Below are 13,377 nucleotides of genomic sequence, written 5' to 3' on the forward strand. Positions count from 1 at the left end.
GGGTGGTTACTCTCGGCGAGCCGGTCTGCCGAACGGGCGGGTCCACGAGCGGTGCGTCCAGGCATCCGCTACCGCGTCGCCTCCACAGGTGGGGAGACGGCGCGGCCGGGATCGGGGCTGGGTCAGTGACGCTCGCGCAGGATCTGGGCGGCCTCGACCGCCCAGTAGGTGAGGATGATCTGCGCGCCGGCCCGCTTGATCGAGGTGAGCGTCTCCAGCATCACCCGCTCCCGGTCGATCCAGCCGTTCGCGGCGGCCGCCTCGACCATCGCGTACTCGCCGGAGACCTGGTAGGCAGCGACCGGCACATCCACCGCGGCCCGCACCGCCGACACCACGTCGAGGTACGGCAGCGCCGGCTTGACCATCACCAGGTCGGCGCCCTCGGCAACGTCGAGCGCCACCTCGCGCAGTGACTCGCGGAGATTGGCCGGGTCCTGCTGGTAGGTGCGCCGATCGCCCTCCAGCGCCGACTCCACCGCCTCCCGGAACGGGCCGAAGAACGCCGAGGCGTACTTCGCGGCGTACGCCAGCACGGCCACGTCCTGGTACCCGGCGGCGTCGAGCGCCCGGCGGACCGCGCCGACCTGGCCGTCCATCATCCCGGACGGCCCGACCATGCCGACCCCGGCGGCGGCCTGGGCCACCGCCATCTCGGCGTACGCGGCCAGGGTCGCGTCGTTGTCGACCTCGCCGTCCGGGGTGAGCACGCCGCAGTGCCCATGCGAGGTGAACTCGTCCAGGCACAGGTCGCTCATCACCACGGTGGCGTCGCCCACCTCGGCCACCACGTCGCGGATGGCGACGTTCAGGATGCCGTTCGGGTCGACGCCGCCGGAGCCGGTCGGATCCCGCTGCTCCGGCACGCCGAACAGCATGATCCCGCCGACACCGGCCTGGACCGCCTCGGCGGCCGCCTTGCGCAGCGACTCCCGGGAGTGCTGGAGCACCCCCGGGAGCGAGCTGATGGCGCGGGGCTCGGTCAGCCCCTCCTTGACGAACATCGGCACGACCAGTTCGGCCGGGTCGACCCGGGTCTCGGACACCAGCCGGCGGATCGCCGCGTTGCGACGCAGCCGGCGGGGCCGGATCTCGGGGAACGACATGGCAGAGCCTCCTCGAACGACTACCGGAAGCGCAGGGCGGTCGGGCCCTGCACCTTCGAGCCGCGGCGCTGCTTCGCCGGCATGGCGGCCAGCTTCTCGCGCAGCTCGACGGCGTAGGCGGCGAGCGCCTCCACCAGGTCGGGCACCGAGGCGTGCGGCGGCTGGACGTCGACCCGCAGGCCGAACTCCGTCGCGGTCTCCGCCGTCTTGGGCCCGATCACGGCAACAACGGTACGGGCGTGCGGCTTCCCCGCGATACCTACCAGATTGCGCACTGTCGAGCTGGACGTGAAGAGCACCGCATCGAACCCGCCCGACTTGATGGCGTCGCGGATCTCGGCGGGCGGCGGAGCGGCCCGCACCGTCCGGTACGCGGTCACGTCGTCGACCTCCCAGCCGCGCTCGGTCAGCCCCGCGGCCAGCGTCTCGGTGGCGATGTCGGCGCGCGGAAGCAGCACCCGGCCCACCGGGTCGAGGATCTCGTCGTGCGGCGAGAACTCGGCCAGCAGCCCCTCGGAGGACTGCTCCCCGGCGGGGATCAGCTCCGGCTGGATGCCGAACGCGCGCACCGCGTCCGCCGTCGCCTCACCGATGCAGGCGATCTTGACGCCGCCGAAGTGCCGGGCGTCCAGGCCGTGCTCGGCGAACTTCTCCCAGACCGCGCGGACCGCGTTCACCGACGTGAAGATCACCCAGGCGTACCGGCCGTCGACCAGGCCCTTGACCGCCCGCTCCATCTGCGCCGGGGTACGCGGCGGCTCGACCGCGATGGTCGGCACCTCGCACGGGATCGCCCCGTACGCCCGCAGCCGGGCACTCATCGCGCCGGCCTGCTCCTTGGTACGCGGTACGAGCACCTTCCAGCCGTACAGCGGGCGGTTCTCCCACCAGCTCAGCTTGTCGCGCTGGCCCACGCCCGCGCCGACGGTGAGCACCACCCGGCCGGTGAAGCCGAGCGCGGCGGCCACGAAGCTGTCCACGGTCGACGTGGTCGTGTACTGGGTCTCGCCGGTGCCGTCGCCGGTCACGCCGACCCCGGTCGTGCCGTCGACCCCGGCGGCCAGCAGCCCGTCCCGGACGGCGGCGAGATCACCGGCGTCCACGGCCAGCGCGAGCGAGCCCCGGCCGACGGCCGCGGCGAGCGCCTCGAAGTCCAGTGCGCTGACGTCCTCGACGTCGGCGGCGGTACGCACACCCGGCAGGGGAACACCCGCGTAGGTGGCGACGCCCTCGGCCTGGCCGACGCCCGGCACCACCTCGAAGTGGGCGGCGGTGCGGGCCACCGCCTGCACCTCCTTGACCACCGAGTCGTGGCCGAACGGGTCACCGGCGACCAGGTGCACCGCGTTCAGCCCGGAGCGGGCCGCGGAGATCAGCACCTTCGCCACGTCCCCCGGCGCGCCTTCGGCCGGGGTGAACTCGGCGTCGTCTCTGGCCTCGGCGCGGACGACGGCGAGCAGCGACTCGGGGACTCCCCGGTCGTAGATCACCTGGTCGGCGTCGACCAGGGCGTCGTGCGCCCGACGGGTCAGCAGGCCCGGGTCGCCGGGGCCAGCCCCGACGAACGCGATACGGCCGACGGGCTTACGGGTGCGGGTCATTCTGTGCTCCCAAATTGCTGGGTCCCCGGGCCGGTGTGTCCTTCGTGGCCGAGGATCGAGTCGGCGCCGAGGTCGAGGAGTTCGGCGGCGAGTGCCTTACCGATCTCCGCCGCGTCGGCGGGCGTTCCGGTGCGGGACAGCCGAAGGTCACGAGTGCCGTCCGGACTGATCACCGCCCCGCGCAGGTAGATCTCATCGCCGGCGTCACCTTCGGCGAGTTCCGCATAGGCGGCGACGGGTGCGCTGCACCCGGCCTCCAGGGTTGCCAGCAACGCGCGCTCCGCGGTGACCGCGGCGCGCGACGGTGCGTGGTCGAGCGTCCCGAGCAGCTCGACCAGGTCCTGATCGTCGACCCGGCACTCCACGGCCAGCGCGCCCTGGGCGGGCGCGGGCAGCATGAGCATCGGGTCGAGCGTCTCGGTGATCGCGTCGGTACGACCGATCCGGGCCAGTCCGGCCCGGGCCAGCACGACCGCGTCGAGGTCGGCCTCGGGGCCGAGCACCCGCGCCAGGCGGGTGTCGATGTTGCCGCGGATCGGAGTGACCTCCAGTTGCAGCCCGAGGGCGTGCAGCTGGGCGATGCGGCGCAGCGCGCCGGTGCCCACGGTGGCCCCGGGCGGCAGCTCGGCGAGCGTCCGCCCACCCTGGGCGATCAGCGCGTCGCGCGGGTCCAGTCGGGCCGGCACGGCCGCGATGTGCAGCCCGGCGGCGCCGGCCGTGGGCAGATCCTTATAGGAGTGCACGGCGAAGTCGATCGTCCGTGCGGTAAGCGCGTCGCGCAGCGCGGAGACGAACACCCCGACGCCGAGCCGATGCACCGGCGCGTGGGAACGGTCACCGGCGGTGACCACCTCGACGAGCTCGACCGGTCGGCCGGTGGCGGCGGTCAACGCCTCGGCGACATGGCCGGACTGGGCCATCGCCAGGGCGCTGCCCCGGGTGCCGAGGCGCAGGGGGGCGGTCAACGTGCACCTCCGGTGGGCGGGATCTGGTCGGCGGAGTCCGTAGCGAGCACCGGGTCGGTGCCGGCGAACACGGCGCCCAGGTCGGGGGACAGCACCTCGGGGACGGTGTCCACCGGTGAGGTCTGCGGCACCTGGAGGTCGAACAGCTCGCGCAGCAGGGCGGCGTACTGGTCGCCGCCCGGCTCGGCGGCCAACTGGCGGACCTTCACGGTGGGCTGGTGCAGGAGCCGCTGCACGACCCGGTGCACCGTACGGGCGACCTCGGCGCGCAGGTCGTCGTCGAGGTCGGGGCGGCGCTGGGCGAGCCGGCGCAGCTCGGCGGTGACCACGTCGTCGGCCCGGCCACGCAGCGCGGCCACGGTGGGAGCCACGTCGGCGCCGCGCAGCCAGGTGAGGAAGCTCTCCACCTCGCCGAGCACGATCCGCTCGACGGCTGCGGCGTCCGCGGCGGCGGGACCGTCGGCGAGCAGCGCCGCCATGCGGCCGATGTCGATCACCTCGACACCGGGCAGGTCGGCGACGCCCTCCTCGACGTCCCGCGGGACGGCCAGGTCGAGCAGGACCAGCGGGCCCCGGGCCGGGGCCCGCTCGGCGAGCGCCGCGCCGACCACCGACCGGGTGAGGACCGGTTCGGTGGAGGCGGTGGCGGCCACTACGATGTCCACTGTGGAGAGGGTGTCGGTCAGCTCGGTCATCGGCGCGGCGCCCGCCCCGTACGACTCGGCGAGCCGCAGGGCCCGGTCGGCGCCCCGGTTGGTGACGGTGAGCGGCCCCGCGCCCAGGCGGGAGAGCGTGGCCACACCGAGCGAGCCCATCGCGCCGGCGCCGACCACCAGGGCCGGCCGGCCCGCGAGGTCGCCGTCGAGGTACCCGGCGGCCAGTTCCAGCGCGGCGGTGACGACGCTCTGGCCGGCCCGGTCGATGCCGGTCTCGGCGTGGGCGCGCTTGCCCACCCGCAGCGACTGCTGCATCAGCTCGTGCAGCAGGCGGCCGGCCGAGTCGGCACCGGTGGCCCAGTGGTACGCGTCACGCAACTGGCCGAGGATCTGCGCCTCGCCCACGACCATCGAGTCCAGGCCGGTGGCGACCCGGAAGACGTGGTCCACGGCGGCGGTGTCGTAGTGCACGTACAGGTGACTGGCGAGGGCCGCCGGCGGGCAGCCGGCCTGCTCGGCCAGGACAGCGCAGATGTCACCGAGCCCGCCGTGGAAACCGGACACGGCGGCGTAGACCTCCACCCGGTTGCAGGTGGAGACGAGCACCGCCTCGCTCACGTACGGCTGAGCGACCAGGCGGTCCAGTGTGCGGGTGAGGTCGGCGGGGGGCACGGCCAGCTGCTCCAGCGTGGCGACCGGGGCGGTCCGGTAGGACGCGCCGACGACGAGCAGTTTCACGTGCCGATCGCCTCCTGGGTCTCGGTGGCCGCGAGCCCGCCGGGCAGGGCGGTGAGCGAGGCCTTGCGGTGCTCGTGGAAGGACAGGATCTGCAGCTCGATGGCGAGGTCGACCTTGCGCACGTCGACCCCCTCCGGCACCGAGAGTACGCACGGCGCGAAGTTGAGGATGCTCGTCACGCCGACCGCGACCAGTTGGTCGGCGACGCGCTGGGCGGCGGCGGCCGGGGTGGCGATCACACCGATCGCGATGGACTCCTGTACGGCGATCACCGGCAGTTCGTCGACATGCCGGACGACCAGGCCGTTGATCTCCTCACCGACCCGGGAGGGGTCGGCGTCGAGCAGTGCGGCGATCCGGAAACCCCGGCTGGCGAAGCCGTCGTAGCCGGCCAGGGCGTGACCGAGGTTACCCACGCCGACCAGGGCGACAGCCCTGCGCTGGGTGAGCCCGAGCACGTACTCGATCTGTTCGATCAGCAGGGCGACGTCGTAGCCGACGCCCCGGGTGCCGTACGAGCCGAGGTGGGAGAGGTCCTTGCGGAGCTTGGCGGAGTTGACTCCGGCGGCGGCGGACAGGCCCTCGCTGGAGACGGTCTCGTGCCCGCTGTCGGCGAGGTTGTGCAGCGCACGTAGGTATTCGGGGAGCCGCGCGACGGTCGCCTCGGGCAGGTCCGGGAGCGCGGGTACGGCACCGGCACGGCCGGGCGCGCCTGGGTGACGGTGCTGACTCATGAGACTCCGTGCGGTGCGATCCTCGGCCAACTCCGCTGGTCGGCCGCTTATGGACTCCCGCTGGCGACCGAGATTGCCGGCTGTGCTAGCAGGGCGCGTCGGAATCACAGCGTAGGCGCTTGTGAAGACGTGCACAAATCGCGATCTTGCCGCTGCGCGCCGCGACTCCACCAGCACCTCCATTCCACAAGATCGATTTAGCGCTCCGCGAGCCCGCGTCGCCTGGGCGATTATTGCTCAATCCCGACTTCTCTGACCAATCCCGCGTTGCGCCCCGGCAGTATGTCCCGCTGGGGTAGGGACAGCACTACGGGAGAAGGGCGGGACTTCGGGATGGGGACGCGCGGCCCAGATGCCTAGCCTTTGGGCATGACCGCCGTTGCCGCCAGTGATCAACCGACGCTGGCACCGAGCATCCCCCGCCAGCTCTTCGTCGACTCCGGGTACGTGCTGCTCGGCCTGCCCCTAGCGGTGGCCAGCTTCGTCGTCCTCGTCGTGGGGCTCGTGGTCGGCGTGGGACTGGTGGTCACGGTGATCGGCCTGCCGATCCTCAGCGGCACCCTGTACGCCGCCCGTGGGCTGGCCGACATCGAGCGTCTGCGGCTGCCCGCGGTGCTGCGACAGCCGCGGATCCGACCGCACTACCGACTGGCCGAGGCGGGGGCGAACGCCTGGCGGCGGATCTTCGTGCCGATGCGCGACGCCCAGTCCTGGCTCGACCTGGCACACGGCGTGCTGCGGCTGATCGTGGCGGCGCTCACGTTCGTGGTGGCCCTGTCCTGGTGGGCCGCGGCGGTCACCGGCTCGTTCTACTGGGCGTACGACTGGGCGCTGCCCCGGGCCGACGGCGAGGGTGACCAGGATCTGGCGCAACTGCTCGGGCTGGGCGACTCGACCACCGCCCGGATCGGCCTGAACACCGCGATCGGTGTGTTCTTCCTGATCACGCTGCCGATCGTGATCCGGGGCTGCGCGCTGCTCCAGGCCAGCTTCGCCAAGGCCATGCTGACCGGGGTGGCCGAGATGCGGGACCGGATCACGGTGCTGGAGGAGCAGAAGCGGGCCGCCGTCTCCGCCGAGGCGTCCGCGCTGCGCCGGCTGGAACGCGACATCCACGACGGCCCCCAGCAGCGCCTGGTCCGCCTGGCGATGGACCTGAGCCGGGCCCGGATGCAGCTCGCCACCGACCCGGAGGCGGCCGGCCGGACCATCGACGAGGCGGTCACCCAGACCAGGGACACGCTTGCCGAGCTGCGGGCGCTGTCCCGGGGGATCGCCCCGCCCATCCTGGTCGACCGGGGCCTGCCCAGCGCCCTGGCCGCCCTCGCCGGTCGAGGGCTGATCCCCATCGAACTTCAGGTGGATCCGCAGCTCGGCACGCCGGGCGGCCGGCTCGACCCGGCGGTGGAGAACACCGCCTACTTCGTGGTGGCCGAGGCGCTCACCAACATCGCCAAGCACAGCAGGGCCACCGAGGCCCTGGTCGCGGTGGCCCGGCAGGGCGCCCACCTGCAGGTGCGGGTGGGCGACGACGGGCAGGGCGGCGCGCACCTGGCCAAGGGGCACGGGCTGGCCGGCATCGCCGACCGGGTGCGGGCGGCCGGCGGCGAACTGGCGGTGGACAGCCCGGCCGGTGGCCCGACCGAGATCCGCGCCGAGCTTCCCCTGTGAGCCGGCGGACGCCGCGCCGAGCCGACCCGGCGGTCCGGACGTGGTAGACAACACAGCCATGCGCATCGTGATCGCCGACGACGCCGTCCTGCTCCGGGAGGGGCTGGTGCGGCTGCTGACCGAGAGTGGACACCAGGTGGTGGCCGCCGTCGGGGACGGCGACGCTCTCGTCGAGGCGGTGGTGGAGCACCAGCCGGACGTGTCGATCGTCGACGTGCGGATGCCCCCGACACACACCGACGAGGGGCTGCGGGCGGCGGTCGAGGCGCGGCGGCTGGTGCCGCGTACGCCGATCCTGGTGCTCTCCCAGTACGTCGAGGTGTCGTACGCCGATGATCTGCTGGCCACCACCGGCGGCGCCGGCGGCGGCATCGGCTACCTGCTGAAGGACCGGGTGGCCGCGATCGACGAGTTCCTCGACGCGCTGCGGCGGGTGGCGGCCGGCGGCACGGTGCTCGACCCGGAGGTGGTCGGTCAGCTCTTCGCGCGACGCCGCCGCGACGAGCCGCTGCGCGAGCTGACCCCGCGCGAGCGGGAGGTGCTGGCCCTGATGGCCGAGGGGCGCTCGAACACGGCCATCGCCCGCGCCCTGGTGGTCAGCGACGGCGCGGTGGAGAAGCACGTCCGCAACATCTTCACCAAGCTCACGCTCCCACCGGACACCGAACAGCACCGACGGGTGCTTGCCGTCCTCACCTACCTGCGGAGCTGACCTCCCGCCCGGCCAGGGCCACCGCCTCGGTGAGGGTGTCAGCCACCGGGTGGCCGGAGTCGCGCAGCCGGGCCGGATCGGTGAACCCGCCGGTGTAAAGCACCGCCCGGCCGCCGACCGCGAGCGCCGCGTCAGCGTCGTCGATGGAGTCGCCGATCAGCACCACGTCGCCGCCGTTGACGCCCAGCTCGGCGAGGTGCGCCTGGAGCGACTCGGCCTTGCGGTCTCCGCCGACCGCGGCCCGCAGCCCGTCGACCCGGGTGAAGTGGCTGGTCAACCCGAAGGTGTGCACGGTGGGCACCAGCTCCTCGTGGAACCACATGGAGAGCAGGCTCTGGCTGCCGGGCCACGCCGCCATCGCGGTCCGCGCGTCGGCGGCCAGCTCGCAGGTGGTCAACCCGTTGCGGTACGCGTCGTGGAAGATCCGGTCCAGCCGGGCGAACGCCTCGTCGTCCACGGCCTCGCCGAGCACCTCGGCGTAGTAGTCGGCGATCGGCCGACGGAACCGCACGCGGTGCTCGTCGGGGGTGACCGCCGGGCCACCGACACTGGCGAACGCGACGTTTGTGGAGGCCACCACCAGGCTGAGGTCGTTGAGCAGGGTGCCGTTCCAGTCCCACACCAGGTGGGGGCGCGCGGGGGTCATCAGAGCACCTTAGGCAGCGCTCAGAGCTGCGGCGTGGTCAGGTCCCGCAGCAGCCGCTCCTCCTCGACCCGCCAGTAGCCGTGCTCCTTGCCGTCGAGCATCACCACCGGCAGCCGGTCGCCGTACTCGCGCTCCAGCTCCACGTCGTCGGTCACGTCCCACTCGACCCACTTGTCGCCGGTGACCGCCACCACGCGGTCGAGGGCCGCCTTGGCGTCGTCGCACAGGTGGCAACCGGGCCGGGTGATCAGTGCGAGCCGGGCGTCAGTGGACATCGGTTACCTCCGTGCGGGTGTCGGCGTTCGCCGGCTGGCCGGCCGGCGTCGCCGACCGGAGTTGCGTCTTGCGTACCTTGCCGATCGCCGAGTGGGGCAGCGCGTCGACGAACTCGACGGTGGTCGGGCACTTGAACCGGGCCAGGTTGCGCGCGCAGTGGGCGAGCAGCTCCTCGCCGGTCACCGGTCGTCCCCGCGCCGGCACCACGTACGCCCGAACAGTCTCGCCGGTCCGTGGGTGCGGCACACCCAGTACCGCCGACTCGGCCACCCCGGGGTGCCCGGCGAGCACCAGCTCGACCTCGTGCGGATAGACGTTGAACCCGTTGACCAGGATCAGCTCGCCGAGCCGGTCGACGAGGAACAGGTCGCCGTCCTCGTCGGCGTACGCGACGTCGCCGGTGCCCCACCAGCCGTCGGCGTCCGGGCCGTCGCGTCCGTCCGGCCAGTAGCCGGTGAACAGGTTGGGGCCGGCCACCACGATCTGACCCGGGTCGGTGCCCGGCGTCACGTCGGAGATGTCCAGCTCATCCGGGTCGTCGTCGGGCACGGCCACGCCGTCGCGCCACAGGTCGGCGCCGTCCGGGTCGACCAGGCGCAGCCGTACGCCGGGCAGCGGTCGGCCGATCGAGCCGGCCTTGGCGACCCCACCGACCAGGGTGGAGGTGAGCACCGGCGCGGTTTCGGTGAGTCCGTACCCGATGTGCACCGGGTGGCCGGTGGTCTCGGTGAAGCGCGCCGCGACGGCCGGATCCAGGGGCGCCGCGCCGCAGACCGCGACCCGCACGGAGGCGGTGGCCGCGCGGGCGGCGGCGTCGGCCCAGGCCAGGAACATCGACGGTACGCCGACCAGCACGCTGACCCGGTGCCTGGCGATCTCGTCGAGCCCGGCGGTCGGTCCCAGCTCGTCGAGCAGCACACCTGTCGCGCCATGGTGGACGACCGCGCCGAGCCCGGAGTTGAGCCCGTACGCGTGGAACAGCGGCAGCGCGAGCAGGACGGTGTCCGTCGGGCCGACGACCGGCGGTTCGATCCGGCCGACCTGCTCGTGGTTGGCCAGCAGTGCCCGGTGCGGGAGCATCGCTCCCTTGGGGTGCCCCTCGGTGCCGGAGGTGTAGAGAAGTACGGCCAGGTCGTCACCGCCCCGGCGCGGGCGCGGCGCCGGCCCGTCGGCGACCGGTTGGGGCGGTGCGCCGTGCACGGCGGTGAGCGCGGGCAGTTCGGCGGACACTTCGGCGACCAGGGCCCGTACGCGGTCGGTGCCGATCAGCACCGACGTGGCGGAGTCGGCCAGCACGTGCCGCAGTTCCGGGGCGGTGAGGCCGGGGTTGACCGGCACGGCGACCAGGCCGGCGCGCAGGGCGCCGAGCAGGCCGGTCACGAAGTCGGGGGTGTTGGGCAGCGCGATCGCGACGCGCGGCGGCGTGTCGCCGGGGGCGGTGTGCGGCGCGACGGCGGTCAGGCCGCGCGCGACGGCGTCGACCGCGGCGTCCAGGTCGGACCAGGTGATGCTCTGCTCGCGCCAGTGCAGCGCGGGCCGGTCACCGTGGTCGAGAGCCGCCCGGTGGACCCGGTCGGCGAGGTTCGGCGCGGGGTTCTCCGCTGCGTCCTGCACGGTGGTCGAGTCTGGCACAGCGGACGGCGACAGGCCACGCCCGACGGACGGGGCCGGCACGCCTCGCAAGTCCCGTCGGCGGGACTGGCCACTGTGCCACCGACGATCCGATCGGGTCCTGCCGATGGGACGGGCGACGCCGTCGTACGGCGGTTCGGCCGGGCGTACGGCGACCACCCGGCGCGGCGGCTGACCGAACGGACATGGACCCCCGACCAGGGGATCCATGCTGGATCACCGCGCCGGAGGAAAGTCAATCGCACACGACGGACAACCGGTCCGCCGCCGGTGCGACGGAGCGGGAAATACTTCCGCCCTGTGTAACGGACTTGCCACGCGCGGGTGACGTTGGCCCTATCATCACTCGGGTCGGCTCACCCCATTTGCCGTGAGTCGACACCCCTCAGCCCGAGGAGGCCCCCGTGCCTGTGAGCGCATTGGACCAGCACCTCAAGGGGTACTGCCGCCCGTCGGCACACCCCGGAACCGTCCTGCCCGACCGCAAGCCCGGTCGGTCGATCCCGACGACCCGCAGACCGGCCCGTCCGGCCACCACCGGGACGGGGGCGACACGGTGACCACCTTCGGTTACGCGGAACGCCCGGTCGGCCTGACCGGTCAGCCGACCCGCTCCCCGGTCAACGAGCGGCCGGCGGCCCGCGCTCCCGTGGACGACTCGCACGGCAACGCCGCGCGCGGCGACGGCGCGGCGCAACGGACCCGCAGCCGGCCACATCACAACGAGCCACCGCCACGGCCGGCGGTGCCGGGCGGCAACACGAAGCCCGCCGGCGGTCGGGTCGCCGTACCCGCCCGGCCGACCATGCCGACGCAGGGTCGTCGGGTAGGCGACACGCCGACGGCGACCACTGATCCGGCGGCCGGTGAGACGGCGGTGATTCCGGCGGTGCCGGCCAGCACCACCACCACGCCTACCGGCTTCCCGAGCCGGCCGGACCCGTCCGACCCGGCCACCGAGGTCTGGACGCTCATCGAGCGGGCCCAGGCCGGCGAGTCCGAGGCGTTCGGTCTGATCTACGACCGGTACGTGGACACCGTGTTCCGGTTCGTCTACTTCCGGGTCGGCAACCGGCAGCTCGCCGAGGACCTCACCTCGGACACGTTCCTGCGCGCGCTCAAGCGGATCGGCAGCTTCACCTGGCAGGGCCGCGACCTGGGCGCCTGGCTGGTGACCATCGCCCGCAACCTGGTCGCGGACCACTTCAAGTCCGGGCGGTACCGGCTGGAGGTCACCACCGGCGACGTCCTCGACGCCGACCGGGAGGACCGGGGCCCGGAGGGCAGCCCGGAGGCGGCGGTGGTCGAGCACATCACGAACGTCGCCCTGCTGACCGCCGTCAAGCAGTTGAATCCGGAGCAGCAGGAGTGCATCGTGCTCCGCTTCCTCCAGGGGTTCTCGGTGGCCGAGACGGCCCGTGCCATGGGCAAGAACGAGGGGGCCATCAAGGCCCTCCAGTACCGGGCCGTCCGGGCGCTGGCCCGACTGCTCCCCGACGGCTTCCAGCCGTAATCCGCGGTCGGCGGGAACGATGGATGTCGATCGGCATCCGGGCAGCTCAGGGTCGGTCCCGCCGGGTGACGACAATCACTTTCTGTGATTTTCGCTCCGCAAGGCCCGTAACCCGTGCCCGGTCCGCCGCGTTTCTCCGGGTGCGACCGGTGGTTGCCCGGCAGGCCCGGGTCTCCGAGGTCCGACCGGCACGCCGGCGGCACCTCACCTCCGTGGTGTCACACTGCCGCCCGGTCGCTGGCAACGACGGCGGCCGACCGGCCGTGACCAGCGAGAGGAGGTGCCTGCGGTGGACAACACCCTCTTCTCCCGCCGGCGCGCCGAGCGCTTCGCGCAGCTTCTCGACGAGGCCAACGGCGCCCGGCGGCACCACGTCCGGTCCCGGGTGGACGGTCAGCTCGCGCCGCTCGTCGCGGTGGGCCAACGGCTCAGCGTCGACCCCCCGGCGATCGAGGTGGACCCCGAGTTCCGCACCGGCCTGCGAGCGATGCTGCTCGCCACGGCCGAGCGGGACGGGTTGGGCAACGCCCCGACGGCCACCGAGGCGGCCAGCGTGCGTCCCGCCAGCATCGCCCGTGGGCCGCTGCTCCCGGCGGTCACCGCCCGGCGGGCCCGGGCCCGCGCCGCGATCCTGGTCGGCGTCGCCGCCGGGGCCATCGCCGTCTCCGGCATCTCAGCCGCCAGCGAGGACGCCGTCCCCGGTGACGCGCTGTACGGCATGAAGCGCTCGACCGAACGGGCCCAGCTCGCCCTGGCCAGCTCGGACATCAGCCGCGGCCAGCTCTTCCTGGACTTCGCCCGCACCCGGCTGGGTGAGGCCGCCAAGCTCCGCGGTGACCGGATCGGCTACCGCACGATCCTCGACGACATGGACGCCGACACCCGGCAGGGTGTCCGTCTGCTGACCTCGGCGGCCGTGCAGCGGGCCGAGCCGGGCAGCCTGGACACCGTCAACACCTTCGTCACCGGCCAGCGCCGGGCGGTGACGAACCTGCTCGACGGGGCCAACCGGGCCGACCGGGAGCGGACCCGCCAGTCGCTGGCGCTGCTGGACAGCATCCGGGAGCGCTCGAACGCGCTGCGCGCCTCGATCGCCTGCGGGCTGCCCAGCGACTTCGGCTTCCCGA

The 13,377-nt window shown here is 73.4% G+C and carries 12 protein-coding genes; 4 read left to right on the top strand and 8 right to left on the bottom strand.

The genetic code is table 11. The features are described 5' to 3' along the window. Nucleotides 1-122: 122 nt before the first annotated feature. From hemB to FHG89_RS25105, 5 genes are read right to left on the bottom strand one after another with little or no spacing between them, the layout of a single operon-like run. A complete protein-coding gene (hemB, locus tag FHG89_RS25085; protein ID WP_139586873.1) occupies nt 123-1,106 on the bottom strand; it encodes a porphobilinogen synthase in 984 nt (327 codons plus the stop codon). Between the two features lie 20 nt (nt 1,107-1,126). Further along, nucleotides 1,127-2,707: a bifunctional uroporphyrinogen-III C-methyltransferase/uroporphyrinogen-III synthase gene (locus FHG89_RS25090; protein ID WP_139586874.1), complete on the bottom strand. Its 1,581-nt coding sequence runs from the start codon at nt 2,705-2,707 to the stop codon at nt 1,127-1,129. Then, nucleotides 2,704-3,672, bottom strand: a complete 969-nt coding sequence (gene hemC / locus FHG89_RS25095) for a hydroxymethylbilane synthase (RefSeq protein WP_139586875.1) — start codon at nt 3,670-3,672, stop codon at nt 2,704-2,706. Before hemC ends, FHG89_RS25090 begins: the two co-directional genes overlap by 4 nt. Beyond that, entirely contained in the window at nt 3,669-5,066 is a 1,398-nt protein-coding gene (locus tag FHG89_RS25100) for a glutamyl-tRNA reductase (protein WP_139586876.1), read from the bottom strand. The genes hemC and FHG89_RS25100 overlap by 4 nt, the downstream gene beginning before the upstream one ends. Then, nucleotides 5,063-5,800: a redox-sensing transcriptional repressor Rex gene (locus FHG89_RS25105; protein ID WP_139586877.1), complete on the bottom strand. Its 738-nt coding sequence runs from the start codon at nt 5,798-5,800 to the stop codon at nt 5,063-5,065. Before FHG89_RS25105 ends, FHG89_RS25100 begins: the two co-directional genes overlap by 4 nt. A 369-nt stretch (nt 5,801-6,169) precedes the next feature. On the opposite strand from FHG89_RS25105, the gene FHG89_RS25110 reads away from it, so the two are divergent. Together FHG89_RS25110 and FHG89_RS25115 are read left to right on the top strand one after the other, a co-directional pair. Then, entirely contained in the window at nt 6,170-7,471 is a 1,302-nt protein-coding gene (locus FHG89_RS25110; protein ID WP_139586878.1) for a sensor histidine kinase, read from the top strand. Between the two features lie 58 nt (nt 7,472-7,529). Beyond that, entirely contained in the window at nt 7,530-8,183 is a 654-nt protein-coding gene (locus tag FHG89_RS25115) for a response regulator transcription factor (protein ID WP_139586879.1), read from the top strand. Here FHG89_RS25115 and FHG89_RS25120 read toward each other — a convergent pair. From FHG89_RS25120 to FHG89_RS25130, 3 genes are read right to left on the bottom strand one after another with little or no spacing between them, the layout of a single operon-like run. Beyond that, entirely contained in the window at nt 8,164-8,829 is a 666-nt protein-coding gene (locus FHG89_RS25120) for an HAD family hydrolase (RefSeq protein ID WP_139586880.1), read from the bottom strand. The two genes, FHG89_RS25115 and FHG89_RS25120, sit on opposite strands and share 20 nt — an antisense overlap. A 20-nt stretch (nt 8,830-8,849) precedes the next feature. Continuing rightward, entirely contained in the window at nt 8,850-9,104 is a 255-nt protein-coding gene (locus tag FHG89_RS25125; protein ID WP_139586881.1) for a glutaredoxin family protein, read from the bottom strand. Continuing rightward, nucleotides 9,094-10,719 (bottom strand): AMP-binding protein, encoded by a 1,626-nt coding sequence (locus FHG89_RS25130; protein ID WP_208761102.1) that lies wholly within the window; start codon nt 10,717-10,719, stop codon nt 9,094-9,096. Before FHG89_RS25130 ends, FHG89_RS25125 begins: the two co-directional genes overlap by 11 nt. Before the next feature lie 574 nt (nt 10,720-11,293). Between FHG89_RS25130 and FHG89_RS25135 the strand changes: the two genes are divergently transcribed. After that, nucleotides 11,294-12,250, top strand: a complete 957-nt coding sequence (locus tag FHG89_RS25135; protein ID WP_139586883.1) for an ECF subfamily RNA polymerase sigma factor, BldN family — start codon at nt 11,294-11,296, stop codon at nt 12,248-12,250. Nucleotides 12,251-12,539: 289 nt separating this feature from the next. After that, on the top strand, nt 12,540-13,377 hold an 838-nt coding region (locus FHG89_RS25140; RefSeq protein ID WP_139586884.1), incomplete at its 3' end, for a DUF5667 domain-containing protein.

The organism is Micromonospora orduensis (assembly GCF_006228125.1).
Classification (GTDB): domain Bacteria; phylum Actinomycetota; class Actinomycetes; order Mycobacteriales; family Micromonosporaceae; genus Micromonospora; species Micromonospora orduensis.